This window comes from Citrobacter amalonaticus (genome assembly GCF_001559075.2).
Taxonomy (GTDB): Bacteria; Pseudomonadota; Gammaproteobacteria; order Enterobacterales; family Enterobacteriaceae; genus Citrobacter_A; species Citrobacter_A amalonaticus_F.
The window spans coordinates 2,545,847-2,561,791 of record NZ_CP014015.2; the positions used below are offsets into that span (position 1 = coordinate 2,545,847).

Consider the following 15,945-nt stretch of genomic DNA (forward strand, 5'->3'; position numbering starts at 1 on the left):
GTCGTATCCCTGCGAAAGAGGGAGAGGCACAGGCCTCTCCGGAAGGGTTATTTGATGTAATGCACGTGTTCGCAGATTTCGTCGACGATGGGACCGCGACGTTCGGCGAACTGTTTTTTGTTTTCGGCAATCAGGTTGTTGCCGTGGGTGTCGATAGAGACAATCAGCGGACCGAACTCTTTCACCCGGCAAACCCACAGCGATTCCGGCATACCGAGCTCCATCCAGTGCACTTCTTCGATCTCTTCCACCTGAGTGGCTGCCAGCACCGCACAGCCTGCCGGGAAGATCACGTGCAGCGCCTTGAATTTCTGGCAACCTTCTTCCGTTAACGGCCCCATGCCGCCTTTACCCACCACCAGTTTGACGCCCGTTTGCTCAATGAACTCTTTTTCAAAGGCTTCCATACGCATGCTGGTGGTCGGGCCGACGGAGACCATCTCCCATTTTTCACCGTTCTTACGCACGATCGGTCCGGCATGGAAAATCGCTTTGCCGTTGAGGTCGTAGGGGATCGGGCGCTTCAGTTCGATCAGGCGGCGGTGGCAGACGTCGCGGCAGGTCACCAGCGTTCCGGTCAGATAGATCACATCGCCAACGCGGATGTCTTCCAGGTCTTCGGCTTTGATCGGGGTTGTGAGGATCTTTTTCATAACGCGCTCCGGGTGTGAGACAGGTTTTCGAAGGAGAGGTCAGAATGGACCAGCAGCGTACCGCGACGGTGCGCCCAGCAGCCGGTGGAGACGGCGACGCCAATGGTTGACGGGTGACGCGCGGCGGATTCGATATGCACGCCCATCACGGAACTGTTGCCAGTCAGTCCCTGCGGACCAATGCCCAGCCGGTTCAGCCCCTCTTCCAGACGCAGTTCGAGCTCTGCCGCTTTGGGATTCGGGTGGCGGGTGCCGATCGGACGCAGCACTGCTTTACGCGACAGCACGGCGGCGGTTTCAACGGAGGTGGCGATCCCTACGCCGACCAGCACCGGCGGGCAAGCGTTGACGGCAAGCGTCGAGATGTTTTCAAAGACGAATTTCACAACGCCTTCGTAGCCTTCGGAAGGCATCAGCACTTTGGATCGCCCCGGCAACGTGCAGCCGCCACCGGCCATGTAGACTTCAATTTCCGCGTCTTCGCCATCAGGGATGATGTCCCACGTCACCCACGGTACGCCGCTACCGGTGTTTTTACCGGTATTCACTTCGTCAAAAATTTCTACCGCATTGTGACGCAGCGGCGCTTTCACCGTGGCGTCTTCCACCGCTTGCTTGAGAATGCTTTGCAACTCACCCAACAGCGGGAAACGGGAACCTACCTTCACGAAGAACATGATCTCACCGGTGTCCTGGCAGGCCGGACGGTTAAGATCGATAGCCTTCTGCATGTTGTCGAACATTGTGTGGTAGATGATTTGCCCCATCTTTGAGGTTTCGGCATCCCGTAGCTGTTTTAATTTGTCCACCACATCGTCGGGCATGCGCGTGGAAATCATGGCGGTAAAATTGGCGACTATTTCCGTCAGCGTATTAACCGCATTTTGATTATTTTGATTGCTCATCATGTCAACTCCAGTTCTTTTATTTGTCTGGAAATAAATTCTCCCTCACAAACTACCACTGAATGTGTGGTTTTATATTATTTGCCACTGTGTATATGCAATTAACAGTTCGTGAATGATGCTGAAGAAAGATGATGAAAATTGAGCAAGGGCAGAGATTAACCTGAGATTGCGAATTACACTTCAGGTATCAATTTCATGGATAACCCGAAAAATGCTCAAAAACTGGCCCTTAGCCAAAGACCTTCAGGTGCTGGTGGAAATCGTCCATACGGGCAGCTTTAGCGCCGCGGCATGTGCCCTCGGACAAACGCCGGCCTTTGTGACAAAGCGGATCCAGATTCTGGAAACCACGCTTGCCACCACGCTGCTTAACCGCTCGGCGCGCGGCGTGGCGCTGACGGAAAGTGGTCAGCGCTGTTACGAACAGGCGCTGGTGATCCTGACGCAATATCAGCGTCTGATTGACGACGTGACGCAAATCAAAACGCGCCCGGAAGGGATGATTCGTATTGGTTGTAGCTTCGGATTTGGCCGCAGTCATATTGCGCCCGCGATTACCGAACTGATGCGCAATTATCCTGAGTTACAGGTCCATTTTGAACTCTTCGATCGGCAAATTGATTTGGTTCAGGATAATATCGATCTCGATATTCGTATTAACGATGAGATCCCGGATTATTATATTGCGCATTTGTTAACAAAGAATAAAAGAATATTGTGTGCCTCCCCAGGATATTTACAAAAATATCCTGAACCCAAAACCTTGCAGGAATTAAGTCACCACGATTGTCTGGTGACAAAAGAGCGTGATATGACGCACGGAATATGGGAACTGGGAAATGGCACGACGAAAAAATCGGTCAAAGTGAGCGGGCATCTCTCTTCCAACAGTGGCGAAGTTGTTCTGCAATGGGCGCTGGAAGGCAAAGGCATCATGCTGCGTTCAGAGTGGGATGTGCAGCCGTTTCTGGCAAGCGGCAAACTGGTACGAGTGTTGCCGGAATATGCGCAGAGCGCCAACATCTGGGCGGTCTATCAGGAACCACTGTACCGCAGCGTGAAGCTCAGAGTCTGCGTGGAGTTTCTGGCGGCATGGTGCCAGCAGCGCTTAGGCAAGCCGGACGAAGGCTATCAGGTGCTGTAGGCCGGGCTGGACAACGCCATTTCCGGCCAGCGTTACTCGGGATCTTTCTCGCGTCTTTTGCGCAGTTTGGTCCAGATTTTCGTCTCCTGGCGGCGCCACAGGCGCTGGATGTTGTCATGATGGCGCAGCAAAATCAGGCACGACAGCATGGAGACCGGGAAAGTGAACTGCGGTTTGAACCACCAGACATAGAACGGGGCAATCAGCGCGCTGACGATCGCCCCCAGCGATGAATAACCACTCAACAGGACGGTGAGCAACCAGGTGCCCGCCATCACGCCGGTGAGATCCCAACCGATAGGCGCGATAGCGCCAAAGGCTGTCGCCACGCCTTTCCCACCTTTGAAGCCGAAAAAGACTGGCCAGATATGCCCCAGACAGGCGGCGATGGCGATAAGACCCAGCCAGAACGGGCTAACGCCCAGCGCATACGCGCCCCAGACGGGCAACATCCCTTTCAGGACGTCGAAAATCAGGACCGCTGCGGCTGCTCCCTTGCCACCGATTCGTAACACATTGGTCGCGCCAGGGTTGCCGGAGCCGCTGCTACGCGGGTCGGGCAAGCCAGCAATGCGGCAGACCAGAATGGCACTGGAAATGGAGCCGCAGAGGTACGCGAAGAGGATCATTCCAGGCGCGATTGCACTCATAAGCTGTTCCGTTTTGAAAATGTCGTGTAAAACGCTACTTCTGTGGATAATACGCATATTTCGCCGGAAGTGGTATCCGGGTTAGCCAAAAAGCAGGCAGGTCGTGATGGATATTGTATTTATAGAGCAACTTTCGGTAATCACCACTATTGGTGTTTACGACTGGGAACAGACGATCGAACAGAAGCTGGTGTTCGATATCGAAATGGCATGGGATAACCGAAAATCAGCAAAAAGTGACGATGTCGCCGACTGCCTGAGCTACGCGGATATCGCCGAGACGATCGTTAACCACGTCGAGGGCGGACGTTTTGCGCTGGTGGAGCGCGTTGCCGAAGAGGTGGCCGAACTGCTGCTCACACGCTTTAACTCGCCGTGGGTGCGCATCAAACTCAGTAAGCCCGGTGCGGTGGCGCGCGCGGCCAATGTGGGCGTAATCATTGAGCGTAGCAATAATCTGAAAGAAAAATAATTATCTTCATATTTGTTAAACCAAACGGATATAAAAGAGTCCTATACCCGTCAGACTTCAGGTTGCATGTGCGTTGGCCGCACTCGTTCACCCCAGTCACTTACTGATGTAAGCTCCTGGGGATTAATGAGAGACAGGATGTCTCTCACCGAAAGTCAGCCTGCGGCTGGTCAAATTCGTTCCCGACGAATTTGTCACTCCCATGCTGCGTGACTCAGCCTTCGGCTTCGCCCCTTCGGGGCCAGCAACTCGAATTATTTAGGGTAAAAATCGGGATCTTTTTGTGCTGTAGATTTTTCTATTTAGGGGTTTATTGATGAGCGATATGCACTCGCTGCTGATTGCGGCAATTTTGGGTGTGGTCGAAGGATTGACGGAGTTTTTACCTGTTTCCAGCACCGGGCACATGATCATTGTGGGCCATCTGCTGGGATTTGAGGGTGACACGGCAAAGACGTTTGAAGTGGTGATCCAGTTAGGGTCCATTCTCGCGGTGGTAGTCATGTTCTGGCGGCGCCTGTTTGGCCTGATCGGCATTCACTTTGGTCGTCCGTTGCAGCGTGAAGGGGAAAGTAAAGGCCGTTTAACGCTGATCCACATTCTGTTGGGGATGATCCCGGCGGTGGTGCTGGGGCTGGTCTTCCACGATACGATCAAATCGCTGTTTAACCCGGTTAATGTGATGTATGCGCTGGTGGTAGGCGGTTTACTGCTGATCGCCGCAGAGTGTCTGAAGCCGAAAGAACCACGTGCGCCGGGTCTGGATGACATGACTTACCGTCAGGCGTTCATGATTGGTTGCTTCCAGTGTCTGGCGCTGTGGCCGGGTTTCTCCCGCTCCGGGGCGACCATTTCCGGCGGGATGCTGATGGGCGTGAGCCGTTATGCGGCGTCTGAATTTTCGTTCCTGCTGGCCGTACCGATGATGATGGGCGCCACTGCACTGGATCTCTACAAAAGCTGGTCGTTCCTGACAGCCGCCGATATCCCCATGTTTGCCGTCGGTTTTATTACCGCCTTCGTGGTTGCACTGGTCGCCATCAAAACCTTCCTGCAGTTGATTAAGCGGATCTCGTTCATTCCGTTCGCGATCTATCGCTTTATCGTCGCCGCGGCGGTTTACGTGGTGTTTTTCTGACAGACCTCTCATGCCGGATGATGGCGTAAACGCCTTATCCGGCCTACGCGTTGAGAGACTATATCGTAGGCCGGATAGGCGCAGCGCCATTCGGCATTCACACCTTAACTGACCGCCTTCGGGAAACGGGTTTCTTTCCAGTGGGCAAGCGCCGCAATCCGGCGTCGGGTTAACTCCTCGCGAATCTCAATACCTTTAAATCCGCCCTCGACAACGTCTTTGGTGGGCACCGACTGCGCGACTTCCCACGCTTCGCGCAGTAAACGTCCCTGCGGATAATCCGCGGCTTCAAACCCCGTCCGTCCGCGTACGTCAGCTTCGCTGGTGAGCGCAATCTGCTCCACGCGCTGCGGTTTGCGCCAGGCATCGATCGAATCAAACAGTTTCACGATGGTTTTAGGTTGCAGTATCGGGAAGGTATGGATGAGATCGTGAAACTCCGCCACCAGTTTGGCTAAGTCACGAATGTCATTCGGTACGCGCAGGCGCTGGCACAATTGCTCAACCAGTCTGACGCCCGCCGGGCCGTGCCCGTGATGACGCGGCCAGAGCTCCGGCGGCGTCAGGCCTTTGCCGAGATCGTGGCACAACGTGGCAAAACGCACGTCAACTTCTGGACTGAGCAGCGCCGCCATCGACAGCGTCATCAGGGTGTGAATCCCGGTATCGATTTCCGGATGCCACTTCGCCGGCGCCGGGACGCCAAACAGCGCATCGACCTCCGGGAACAACACGCGTAGCGCGCCGCAGTCGCGTAAGACCTGGAAATAGACCTGCGGGTTACGCGTGGTTAACGCGTTCTCGGTCTCTTTCCACACGCGCTCTGCCGTCAGGTGTTCCAGTTCACCGGCGTGCGTCATTTCGCGCATCAGCGCCATGGTTTCGTCAGCAATGCGGAAGCTCAGATGTGCATAGCGAGCGGCAAAGCGCGCCACGCGCAGTACGCGCAGCGGATCTTCATTAAAGGCCGGCGAAACATGGCGCAGCAGGCGTTGATCCAGATCGCGGCGACCGTGATAGGGATCGACGATCTCACCGTCATCATCCTGCGCGAGGGCGTTAATGGTCAGGTCACGGCGCTGGAGATCGTCTTCCAGCGTGACGTCCGGCGCAGCATAACAGGTGAATCCGGTATACCCCGAGCCGGATTTACGCTCGGTACGCGCCAGGGCGTACTCTTCGTGGGTTTGCGGATGGAGAAAAACAGGAAAATCGCGACCTACCTGCTGGTAGCCCGCGTTGAGCATTTGTTGCGGTGTAGCGCCAACCACCACCCAATCTTTATCTTTAACCGGTAGCCCTAACAGCGTATCCCGAACCGCACCACCGACCAGATAAATCTTCACGCCACACCACCTCTCCAGGGAAATACAATCCCTTAATCATATGACAGTGTGGCGGAGAAGGCGATTTAGTTCATCCAGCGGTCTTTGCGTTTCCGGCTTGGGATCATGTGCGGCAGGATCAAACCGAGAAGCAGGCCGAGTCCCAGCACGCCGCCGCCATACATAAACCACTGCATGATGATGGTGCGTTGCTTATCATCAAGCTGCAAATTTGCGGCGCTGACCTTCTTCTGCGCCACAATCAGCTCGTTCTTCAGCTTTTGATTCTCTTCTTTCAGCCCGTTGATCACGCTGTCGCTCTGCGACACTTTCTGCTGCATGTCAGCCGTGCGTTGATTCCAGGTGGTGTCGATATTGTTGAGCTTATCGGTCAGCGTTTTGACCTGATTTTCCAGATCCGGCACGCGGGTGCGCAGGCTGGGCGTGCTGTTCAGCTCTTTCATCGGGATCCAGGCCGTCCGCCCGGTACTGTCTTTAACCTGCGCGTAGTTCGTGTTGGCGTCAGTTTGTAACAGCGTGACTTCTTCGCCCGCGTTGACCGTGCCAACAAGGCGATAATTATCCCCCGGACCACTGCGGACCCAGGTGTTCAGTTCATCAGAGACATAGCGCTTTTCTTCGGCGTGTGACACGGCAGTAGCGCTAAGTGCGAGTAACATAAATCCAATCAGGCGTAATTTTGGCATCAGGCTGTCGTTATTGTCATAGAAAGTGGAACGATAGTAGTGGTATCAGTGTCTCTACGCAAAGCATTCGACATCAATCGGAATCATCTGTGTCCGGTTTACCGCTACTTCAAAACTTTTACGCCCGTCAAATTGCTCGTTGCATGGCAATTTGGCGCAAAATACTATCTACTGACAAAAAAGATCACCGTAAGTTCGTCGTGATTCTCTCTTATGTGACATAACCGGTAAGTACAAGGCCATGGCTCAGGAAATTGAATTAAAATTTATCGTTAATCACGACGCCGTGAACGCGCTGCGTGACCATCTGAATACGCTCGGAGGCGAGCATCATGCGCCCAGCCCGTTGTTGAATATTTACTACGAGACCGAGGATAAGTGGTTGCGTGGTCACGACATGGGACTGCGTATTCGTGGGGAGAAAGGTCGCTATGAGATGACCATGAAAATTGCCGGGCGAGTGACCGGCGGTTTACACCAGCGACCAGAATACAATGTCCCCCTGAACGAGCCCACGCTGGATTTAACACAATTTCCGCCGGAGGTGTGGCCAAACGGTGAGCTGCCTGCCGATCTTATCTCCCGCGTGCAGCCACTGTTCAGCACCGATTTTGAACGTGAAAAATGGCTGCTGACGGTGGATGGCAGCCAGATTGAGATCGCCCTCGATTTAGGCGAAGTGAAAGCGGGTGAACTGGCGGAGCCGATTTGCGAGCTGGAGCTTGAACTGCTGAGCGGCGACACCCGGGCGGTCCTGAAGCTGGCAAATCAGTTGGTGAACCAGGCGGGGCTGCGCCAGGGCAGCCTGAGTAAAGCGGCGCGTGGATATCATCTGGCGCAGGGGAATCCTCCACGCGAGATCAAACCGACAGCGGTGCTGAAAGCTCCCGCGAAAGCTACCGTGGAACACGGGCTGGAAGCTGCTCTGGAGCTGGCGCTGGCACAATGGCAGTACCATGAAGAACTCTGGGTTCGCGGCAACAAGGCAGCAAAGGCGGATGTGCTGGCCGCGATGGGCCTGGTGCGTCACACCCTGATGTTGTTTGGCGGTATTGTTCCGCGTAAAGCGAGCGCTCACTTACGCGATCTGTTAACCCAGTCGGAAGCAACCATTGGTTCCGCGGTTTCTGCGGAGACAGCGGTTTACACCACTCAAACGGCAATGGCAAAACTGGCGTTGACCGAGTGGCTGGTGACCAAAGCCTGGCAGCCGTTTCTGGACGCAAAAGCGCAGGCCAAAATGGCGGATTCTTTCAAGCGCTTTGCTGACATCCATCTTTCGCGTACCGCCGCTGAGCTGAAAAGCGTTTTTGGACAACCGTTGGGCGATCAGTTGCCGCGTTTACGCCGCGATATCGACACCGTTTTGCTGCTGGCAGGGTATTACGATGCGGCGGTGGTTCAGGCCTGGCTGGAGAACTGGCAAGGGCTGTATCACGCTATCGCCAACGGCCAACATATTGAAATTGAACATTTCCGTAATGAGGCGAATAACCAGGAACCGTTCTGGTTGCACAGCGGAAAACGATAACTGGAGTGCCTGATGGCGCTGTGCTTATCAGGCCTACGGATCGACATGTTTTGTAGGCCGGAATAAGGCGGAGTACCGCCATCCGGCAACGTTATAAGGAACCTTTTGATGAAGCCGCTTTCGTCACCGTTACAGCAGTACTGGCAAGTCATAGCAGAGCAGTTACCTGAATCCGTATCTGGCGTACAAGCGAAGTCAGTACTTACATTCAGTGATTTTGTGCAGGATAGCATCATCGCTCATCCTCACTGGCTGACGGAACTGGAAAGCGCGCCGCCGCAGGCCGATGAATGGCAACAGTACGGCGAATGGTTACAGGCGGCGCTGGCAACGGTGAACGATGAAGCGGCGCTGATGCATGAACTGCGTCTGTTTCGCCGCCGCGTGATGGTGCGCATTGCCTGGGCGCAGGCGCTGTCGCTGGTGGACGATACCGACATTCTGCAACAGTTAAGCCATCTGGCCGAAACGCTGATCGTCAGCGCGCGCGACTGGCTGTACGACGCCTGCTGTCGTGAATGGGGAACGCCGTGCAGTCAGGAAGGTATCCCACAACCGCTACTGATTTTAGGCATGGGCAAACTGGGCGGCGGCGAGCTGAATTTTTCCTCGGATATCGATCTGATCTTTGCCTGGCCTGAGCACGGCTCTACTCAGGGGGGACGCCGCGAACTCGACAACGCGCAGTTTTTTACTCGCATGGGACAGCGGCTGATCAAGGTTCTGGATCAGCCTACCCAGGATGGCTTTGTCTATCGGGTGGACATGCGGCTGCGTCCGTTTGGCGACAGCGGCCCGCTGGTGCTGAGTTTTGCGGCGCTGGAAGATTATTACCAGGAGCAAGGGCGCGACTGGGAGCGCTACGCCATGGTCAAGGCGCGGATCATGGGCGACACCGACGGTCGTTATGTCGATGAACTGCGCGCCATGCTGCGCCCGTTCGTTTTCCGTCGTTACATCGACTTCAGCGTGATCCAGTCGCTGCGCAATATGAAGGGGATGATTGCGCGTGAAGTTCGTCGCCGGGGGCTGAAAGATAACATCAAGCTCGGCGCGGGCGGCATTCGCGAAATCGAATTTATTGTGCAGGTATTTCAGTTGATTCGCGGCGGGCGTGAGCCGTCGCTGCAATCTCGTTCTCTGCTGCCGACGTTAAGCGCGATCGCCGCACTGCATTTGCTGCCGGAAAACGATGCCGAACAGTTGCGACAGGCCTACCTCTTCCTGCGCCGTCTGGAAAACCTGCTGCAAAGCATTAATGATGAACAAACCCAGACGTTGCCGGGCGATGAACTTAACCGGGCGCGGTTGGCCTGGGGAATGAATGCGGATAGCTGGTCGCAACTGACGGAAACGCTTGAGGGGCACATGGCGAACGTCCGGCGCGTGTTTAACGAGCTGATCGGCGATGACGAAACCGACACGCAGGAAGATGCGCTCTCGGAACAGTGGCGCGAGCTGTGGCAGGACGCCTTGCAGGAAGATGACACGCCGCCGGTGCTGTCGCATCTCGCGGATGACGATCGCCTGCGCGTGCTGGCGTTGATTGCCGATTTCCGTAAAGAGCTGGATAAGCGCACGATAGGCCCGCGTGGGCGCCAGGTGCTCGACCATCTGATGCCGCACCTGCTGAGTGATGTCTGCACGCGGCAGGACGCTTCTCTCCCGCTGTCGCGCATTACGCCGCTGCTGGTGGGGATTGTCACCCGCACCACCTATCTGGAGCTGTTGAGTGAATTCCCCGGCGCACTGAAGCATCTGATTTCGCTTTGCGCGGCGTCGCCGATGGTCGCCAGTCAGCTGGCGCGCTATCCGCTGCTGCTTGATGAACTGCTCGATCCGAATACGCTCTATCAGCCGACAGCGACCGACGCGTATCGTGATGAGTTGCGCCAGTATCTGCTGCGCGTCCCGGAAGACGATGAAGAACAACAGCTGGAAGCCCTGCGACAGTTCAAACAAACGCAACTGCTGCGCATTGCCGCCGCGGATATCGCCGGTACGTTGCCAGTGATGAAAGTCAGTGACCACCTGACCTGGCTGGCGGAGGCGATGATTGATGCCGTTGTGCAACAGGCGTGGCTGCAAATGGTGGCGCGCTACGGCCAGCCGACGCATCTTGCCGAGCGGGAAGGGCGCGGTTTTGCGGTGGTGGGCTACGGCAAGCTGGGCGGTTGGGAATTGGGCTACAGCTCCGATCTCGATTTGATCTTCCTCCATGACTGCCCCGTTGACGTGATGACCGACGGCGAGCGGGAAATTGACGGGCGGCAGTTCTACCTGCGACTGGCGCAGCGCATTATGCATCTGTTCAGTACCCGTACCTCTTCAGGCATTCTGTATGAAGTGGATGCACGGTTGCGTCCGTCAGGGGCGGCGGGGATGCTGGTGACCTCCACTGAGTCCTTTGCGGATTATCAGAAAAATGAGGCCTGGACGTGGGAGCATCAGGCGCTGGTGCGCGCACGAGTGGTTTACGGCGACCCGCAACTGACCTCGCAGTTTGATACGGTACGCCGCGATATTATGACGCTGCCTCGCGATGGCAAAACGTTGCAGAACGAGGTGCGTGAAATGCGCGAAAAAATGCGCGCGCATCTGGGCAATAAACATCGCGATCGCTTTGATATTAAAGCCGATGAAGGCGGTATTACGGATATCGAGTTTATCACGCAATATCTGGTGCTACGGTATGCCCATGACAAACCCAAACTGACCCGCTGGTCGGATAATGTGCGCATTCTGGAACTGTTAGCGCAAAACGACATTATGGACGAGCAGGAGGCGATGGCATTGACCCATGCCTATACCACGCTGCGCGATGAGCTGCATCACCTGGCGTTACAGGAACAGCCGGGCCATGTGGCGCAAACGTGTTTTGAGGCGGAACGTACGCTGGTGCGGGCGAGCTGGCAGAAGTGGCTGGTTGCCTGATGAAGTGTGCTATTATCGCGCGCAAATTTTGAATCTCTCAGGAGACAGGAATGAAAGTAACGCTGCCAGAGTTTGAACGTGCAGGAGTCTTGGTTGTCGGTGATGTGATGCTGGATCGCTACTGGTACGGGCCCACCAGCCGTATTTCACCTGAAGCGCCGGTACCGGTGGTGAAAGTCGATACCATCGAAGAACGTCCAGGCGGTGCGGCGAACGTGGCGATGAATATTGCCTCTCTGGGAGCAAATTCGCGCCTGGTCGGACTGACCGGTATCGACGATGCCGCGCGCGCGCTCAGTAAAACGCTGGCGGACGTGAACGTGAAATGCGACTTCGTTTCTGTCCCGACCCATCCTACTATCACCAAACTGCGCGTGCTTTCACGCAACCAGCAACTGATTCGTCTCGACTTCGAAGAAGGCTTTGAAGGCGTGGATCCGCAGCCGCTGCATGAGCGTATCAACCAGGCGCTGAGCTCGATTGGGGCGCTGGTGCTGTCTGACTATGCGAAAGGCGCGCTGGCCAGCGTTCAGCAGATGATCGCGCTGGCGCGTAAAGCCGGAGTGCCGGTGCTGATCGACCCGAAAGGGACTGATTTTGCCCGCTATCGCGGCGCGACGCTGCTGACGCCGAACCTCTCTGAGTTCGAAGCAGTGGCAGGAAAATGCAAAAGCGAAGAAGAGATTGTTGAACGCGGCATGAAGCTGATCGCCGATTTTGAGCTTTCCGCGCTGCTGGTCACCCGCTCCGAGCAGGGGATGACGCTGCTGCAACCGGGCAAAGCTCCGCTGCATATGCCGACGCAGGCGCAGGAAGTGTATGACGTAACCGGTGCGGGCGACACGGTCATTGGTGTGCTGGCGGCGACGCTGGCAGCCGGTAATTCGCTGGAAGAAGCCTGCTTCTTTGCCAATGCGGCGGCGGGCGTGGTGGTCGGTAAGCTGGGGACCTCCACTGTGTCGCCTATCGAACTGGAAAACGCGGTACGCGGTCGTGCAGAAACTGGCTTTGGCGTGATGACCGAAGACGAGCTGAAGCAGGCCGTTGCCAGCGCCCGTAAGCGTGGTGAGAAAGTCGTCATGACCAACGGGGTGTTTGATATACTGCACGCCGGTCACGTCTCCTATCTCGCAAACGCCCGTAAGCTGGGCGATCGCTTAATTGTCGCGGTCAACAGCGATGCCTCGACGAAACGCCTGAAAGGGGAAACGCGCCCGGTGAATCCGCTCGAACAGCGGATGATCGTGTTGGGTGCGCTGGAATCCGTTGACTGGGTGGTCTCTTTTGAAGAGGACACGCCGCAGCGCCTGATTGCAGGCGTATTGCCGGATCTGCTGGTGAAAGGCGGTGACTATAAACCGGAAGAGATTGCCGGTAGTGAAGAGGTATGGGCCAACGGCGGCGAAGTGCTGGTGCTCAACTTTGAAGATGGGTGCTCCACCACCAATATCATCAAGAAAATCCAGAAAGACAGCGATAAATAACCGCTGGCGGTGATGCCTGGAAATCGGGCATCACCCGTATTCCCAAAGTGTGAACTCAGGCAACTGATTTGCGCACAATATGTACAAACCTGCTACGCCTCCCGGTAAATACTGGTATCAGAAAAAAGCATATGACCTTAACAGAGATTCACCGACTGGAGGATATGCTAATGAACAACAGTGTTTATTCGATGAACAATTTCGATTTCCTGGCGCGGAGTTTTGCCAGAATGCAGGCTGAAGGTCGCCCTGTTGATATCCAGGCTGTTACCGGCAATATGGATGAGGAGCACCGCAGCTGGTTTTGCAAACGCTACGCGCACTACTGCCAGCAGGCAACGAACGCCAGAAAGTTAGAAGTGGAACATTGATGTGTCAACGGGCCTTGCGGCCCGTTGCTGTTTTTACGCTTGCGGTTCTACTGGCGGGATGGCGGGCGCAGGTTTGACTTCTTCAGTGGCCTGACGCGCTTCCAGCTCGCTCAAACGTTGCTCCAGCAGCGCCAGCTTTTCACGGGTGCGCAGCAGCACCTGGGTCTGAACATCAAACTCTTCGCGGCTCACCAGATCGAGACGCGTCAGCTGAGATTGCAGCGTTTGACGGATTTTCTTCTCGACATCTTCCCCGAACTCCCGGATCCCTTTCGGCATCGACTCGTGAACCTGGCGAGCGATCTGCTCAATTTTTTTCGGGTCAATCATAGTGGTTTCCCTGAACTGGTAAGTGTTAACGCCCATTGTAGTGCGATCTGCGTAAGGCATAAACCAGAATTGTGTGATGTTAATGCGGGTAAAGGCGTTGATGAAGGTAATCAATAGCGTTATAGTTAATCCGCTTATTCTCAGGGCGGGGCGAAATTCCCCACCGGCGGTAAATCAACTCAGGTTGAAAGCCCGCGAGCGCTTTGGGTGCAAACCCAAAGGTCAGCAGATCCGGTGTAATTCCGGGGCCGACGGTTAGAGTCCGGATGGGAGAGAGTAACGATCCAGTCGGGCATGGACCCGCTCACGTTATTTTTTTGCCGCTTGTCGGTACTCCTAAGACTGCCCTGATTCTGGTAACCATAATTTTAGTGAGGTTTTTTTACCATGAATCAGACGCTACTTTCCTCTTTTGGTACGCCTTTTGAACGTGTCGAACACGCTCTGTCTGCGCTGCGCGAAGGCCGCGGTGTGATGGTGCTGGACGACGAAGATCGTGAAAACGAAGGCGATATGATTTTCCCGGCAGAAACTATGACCGTTGAGCAGATGGCGCTGACCATCCGTCACGGTAGCGGTATTGTGTGCCTGTGCATCACCGAAGATCGTCGTAAACAACTCGATCTGCCGATGATGGTGGAAAATAACACCAGCGCTTATGGCACCGGTTTTACCGTGACCATTGAAGCGGCGACAGGTGTCACGACCGGCGTTTCCGCTGCCGATCGCGTGACCACCGTTCGTGCGGCGATCGCCGATGGCGCAAAACCTTCCGATCTGAACCGTCCGGGACACGTTTTCCCGCTGCGCGCTCAGCCAGGCGGCGTATTGACCCGCGGTGGCCACACCGAAGCGACCATCGATCTGGTGACGCTGGCGGGCTTCAAACCGGCAGGTGTCCTGTGTGAACTGACCAATGATGATGGCAGCATGGCGCGTGCGCCGGAGTGCATCGACTTTGCAGGCAAACACAATATGGCTGTAGTGACGATCGAAGACCTGGTGGCTTACCGTCAGGCGCACGAACGTAAAGCCAGCTAATCCTGCCTTGCCGGATAGTGGTGCGAGCACCTTATCCGGCAAATTTCGCTTTTTCAAACATCCTGTCGGTTAATAAACATCCAATCTTTTTCTCTATGATCGAAATCATCTTTTCGATTTCATACTGTGCCAGTATATAATCCTACCTACTTATAGGTATGTTAAATTTTAACGCTAAATATCTGTTAATGTTAAATTTTAAGGGTAAAAGGATGTTTATTGCCTGGTACTGGATTGTTTTAATTGTTCTGATGGTCGTGGGGTATATTTGCCATATGAAACGTTATTGTAAGGCGTTTCGGCAGGATCGTGATGCGCTACTGGAAATTCGCAATAAATTACTTCGTCGTGATGATGAAGAACGCGTCATGACTAAAGAGCAGGAATAACCGCTTCCTGCCCTCTCTGTTACCCGATCCCCATCGCCTGTAGTATGACCAGACTCAGCCCCATCACCGACATTCCGCACAGAACGCCATAGCTGGGGTTGTTATTGGGATCGATCTCTTTTGCCAGCGGCATCAGCTCATCCACTGACAACGCCACCATAATGCCGGCGACAGCGGCCATAATCGCGGCCATGACGACAGGTGACACCAGGCTGCCAAGAATCAGCCACGCCAGCACGCCACCCAATATTTCCGCCATCCCGGAAATGCCCGCCCAGAAAATCGCGGTACGTTTAGAACCGGTGGCCGCATAGACCGGCCCGGCGACCGCCAGACCTTCCGGAATATTATGCAGGGCAACTGCCAGCGCGATGCCGAATCCCAGCTCCAGGTTACTGCTGGCGGTGACGTAGGTGGCAATCCCTTCCGGGAAGTTGTGCAGACTGATCCCCAGCGTGAGCAGGATGGCGGTACGTTTAATCGAGCCGGGAATCGGCTGCGTTCTTTTTTGCACCAGATCCTGCGGATGGGCGTGCGGAAGCAGACGATCCAGACCAAAGTAACCCAGCAAGCCGATGATAAACATGCCGTAGCCCAGAACTGGCGGCATTCCCTTCGTACCCAGCGCGGCGGGCAGCATCTCCATTAAGGAGATCAGCAGCATGATCCCGGCGGCAAACCCGAGCGAAAACGCCAGCAGGCGATTGGAGGGCTTTTGCCCCAGTACGCCAAGAAACGCGCCAATAAACGTGGCGGCGCCCGCCAGTAAGGTCAGAATTAAAGGTACTGACATCAATGACTCCTTATACATCTCGCTGACCTTCAAAATAACTGATGATCATCATCATGGTTATCAGAGTTCTTCATT

At 55.2% G+C, this 15,945-nt stretch carries 16 protein-coding genes and 1 riboswitch; of the genes, 9 read left to right on the forward strand and 7 right to left on the reverse strand.

Translation table 11 applies throughout. From position 1 onward, the window contains the following. Window positions 1-47: 47 nt before the first annotated feature. Window positions 48-653, reverse strand: a complete 606-nt coding sequence (gene ttdB / locus AL479_RS12370) for a L(+)-tartrate dehydratase subunit beta (RefSeq protein ID WP_042324302.1) — start codon at window positions 651-653, stop codon at window positions 48-50. Beyond that, window positions 650-1,561 carry a L(+)-tartrate dehydratase subunit alpha gene (gene ttdA, locus AL479_RS12375; protein ID WP_105291750.1) on the reverse strand — a complete coding sequence of 304 codons (912 nt, stop codon included), beginning with the start codon at window positions 1,559-1,561 and terminating at the stop codon, window positions 650-652. The genes ttdB and ttdA overlap by 4 nt, the downstream gene beginning before the upstream one ends. A gap of 211 nt (window positions 1,562-1,772) precedes the next feature. Between ttdA and ttdR the strand changes: the two genes are divergently transcribed. Then, window positions 1,773-2,705, forward strand: a complete 933-nt coding sequence (gene ttdR / locus AL479_RS12380; RefSeq protein ID WP_061076261.1) for an L-tartrate utilization transcriptional activator TtdR — start codon at window positions 1,773-1,775, stop codon at window positions 2,703-2,705. Between the two features lie 32 nt (window positions 2,706-2,737). Here the strand turns inward: ttdR and plsY are convergent, their stop codons facing one another. After that, window positions 2,738-3,355, reverse strand: a complete 618-nt coding sequence (gene plsY, locus AL479_RS12385) for a glycerol-3-phosphate 1-O-acyltransferase PlsY (protein WP_042998187.1) — start codon at window positions 3,353-3,355, stop codon at window positions 2,738-2,740. Window positions 3,356-3,461: 106 nt separating this feature from the next. Between plsY and folB the strand changes: the two genes are divergently transcribed. Beyond that, window positions 3,462-3,827 carry a bifunctional dihydroneopterin aldolase/7,8-dihydroneopterin epimerase gene (gene folB / locus AL479_RS12390; RefSeq protein WP_042998186.1) on the forward strand — a complete coding sequence of 122 codons (366 nt, stop codon included), beginning with the start codon at window positions 3,462-3,464 and terminating at the stop codon, window positions 3,825-3,827. 316 nt (window positions 3,828-4,143) lie between these two features. Beyond that, on the forward strand, window positions 4,144-4,965 hold the full coding sequence (bacA, locus tag AL479_RS12395; protein ID WP_061076262.1) for an undecaprenyl-diphosphate phosphatase: 822 nt from the start codon (window positions 4,144-4,146) through the stop codon (window positions 4,963-4,965). Window positions 4,966-5,069: 104 nt separating this feature from the next. Here bacA and AL479_RS12400 read toward each other — a convergent pair whose 3' ends face one another. Then, on the reverse strand, window positions 5,070-6,311 hold the full coding sequence (locus AL479_RS12400) for a multifunctional CCA addition/repair protein (RefSeq protein ID WP_061076263.1): 1,242 nt from the start codon (window positions 6,309-6,311) through the stop codon (window positions 5,070-5,072). Window positions 6,312-6,376: 65 nt separating this feature from the next. Next, on the reverse strand, window positions 6,377-6,997 hold the full coding sequence (locus AL479_RS12405) for a TIGR04211 family SH3 domain-containing protein (protein WP_042998183.1): 621 nt from the start codon (window positions 6,995-6,997) through the stop codon (window positions 6,377-6,379). A 241-nt stretch (window positions 6,998-7,238) separates the two neighbouring features. Here AL479_RS12405 and AL479_RS12415 point away from each other — a divergent pair, with 241 nt between their 5' ends. The 4 genes from AL479_RS12415 to glgS all read left to right on the forward strand — a co-directional run bounded on the left by AL479_RS12415 (window position 7,239) and on the right by glgS (window position 13,317). After that, window positions 7,239-8,528: an inorganic triphosphatase gene (locus tag AL479_RS12415; RefSeq protein ID WP_061076264.1), complete on the forward strand. Its 1,290-nt coding sequence runs from the start codon at window positions 7,239-7,241 to the stop codon at window positions 8,526-8,528. 108 nt (window positions 8,529-8,636) lie between these two features. Next, a complete protein-coding gene (gene glnE / locus AL479_RS12420; protein ID WP_061076265.1) occupies window positions 8,637-11,462 on the forward strand; it encodes a bifunctional [glutamate--ammonia ligase]-adenylyl-L-tyrosine phosphorylase/[glutamate--ammonia-ligase] adenylyltransferase in 2,826 nt (941 codons plus the stop codon). Between the two features lie 50 nt (window positions 11,463-11,512). Beyond that, window positions 11,513-12,946 (forward strand): bifunctional D-glycero-beta-D-manno-heptose-7-phosphate kinase/D-glycero-beta-D-manno-heptose 1-phosphate adenylyltransferase HldE, encoded by a 1,434-nt coding sequence (hldE, locus tag AL479_RS12425; RefSeq protein WP_061076266.1) that lies wholly within the window; start codon window positions 11,513-11,515, stop codon window positions 12,944-12,946. Window positions 12,947-13,110: 164 nt separating this feature from the next. Further along, on the forward strand, window positions 13,111-13,317 hold the full coding sequence (gene glgS, locus AL479_RS12430) for a cell surface composition regulator GlgS (RefSeq protein WP_081093726.1): 207 nt from the start codon (window positions 13,111-13,113) through the stop codon (window positions 13,315-13,317). Window positions 13,318-13,350: 33 nt separating this feature from the next. On the opposite strand, the gene ubiK is transcribed toward glgS, so the two are convergent. Then, window positions 13,351-13,647, reverse strand: a complete 297-nt coding sequence (ubiK, locus tag AL479_RS12435; protein ID WP_042324283.1) for a ubiquinone biosynthesis accessory factor UbiK — start codon at window positions 13,645-13,647, stop codon at window positions 13,351-13,353. A gap of 132 nt (window positions 13,648-13,779) precedes the next feature. After that, window positions 13,780-13,929: riboswitch (FMN riboswitch) on the forward strand. 105 nt (window positions 13,930-14,034) lie between these two features. Between ubiK and ribB the strand changes: the two genes are divergently transcribed. Both ribB and AL479_RS23955 read left to right on the forward strand, forming a co-directional pair. Beyond that, window positions 14,035-14,688, forward strand: coding sequence for a 3,4-dihydroxy-2-butanone-4-phosphate synthase (gene ribB, locus AL479_RS12440; RefSeq protein ID WP_061076268.1), 654 nt, complete (start codon window positions 14,035-14,037; stop codon window positions 14,686-14,688). Window positions 14,689-14,900: 212 nt separating this feature from the next. Then, a complete protein-coding gene (locus tag AL479_RS23955; protein WP_061076269.1) occupies window positions 14,901-15,077 on the forward strand; it encodes a hypothetical protein in 177 nt (58 codons plus the stop codon). A gap of 19 nt (window positions 15,078-15,096) precedes the next feature. Here AL479_RS23955 and zupT read toward each other — a convergent pair whose 3' ends face one another. Then, window positions 15,097-15,870 carry a zinc transporter ZupT gene (zupT, locus tag AL479_RS12450; RefSeq protein ID WP_061076270.1) on the reverse strand — a complete coding sequence of 258 codons (774 nt, stop codon included), beginning with the start codon at window positions 15,868-15,870 and terminating at the stop codon, window positions 15,097-15,099. Window positions 15,871-15,945 lie beyond the last annotated feature (75 nt).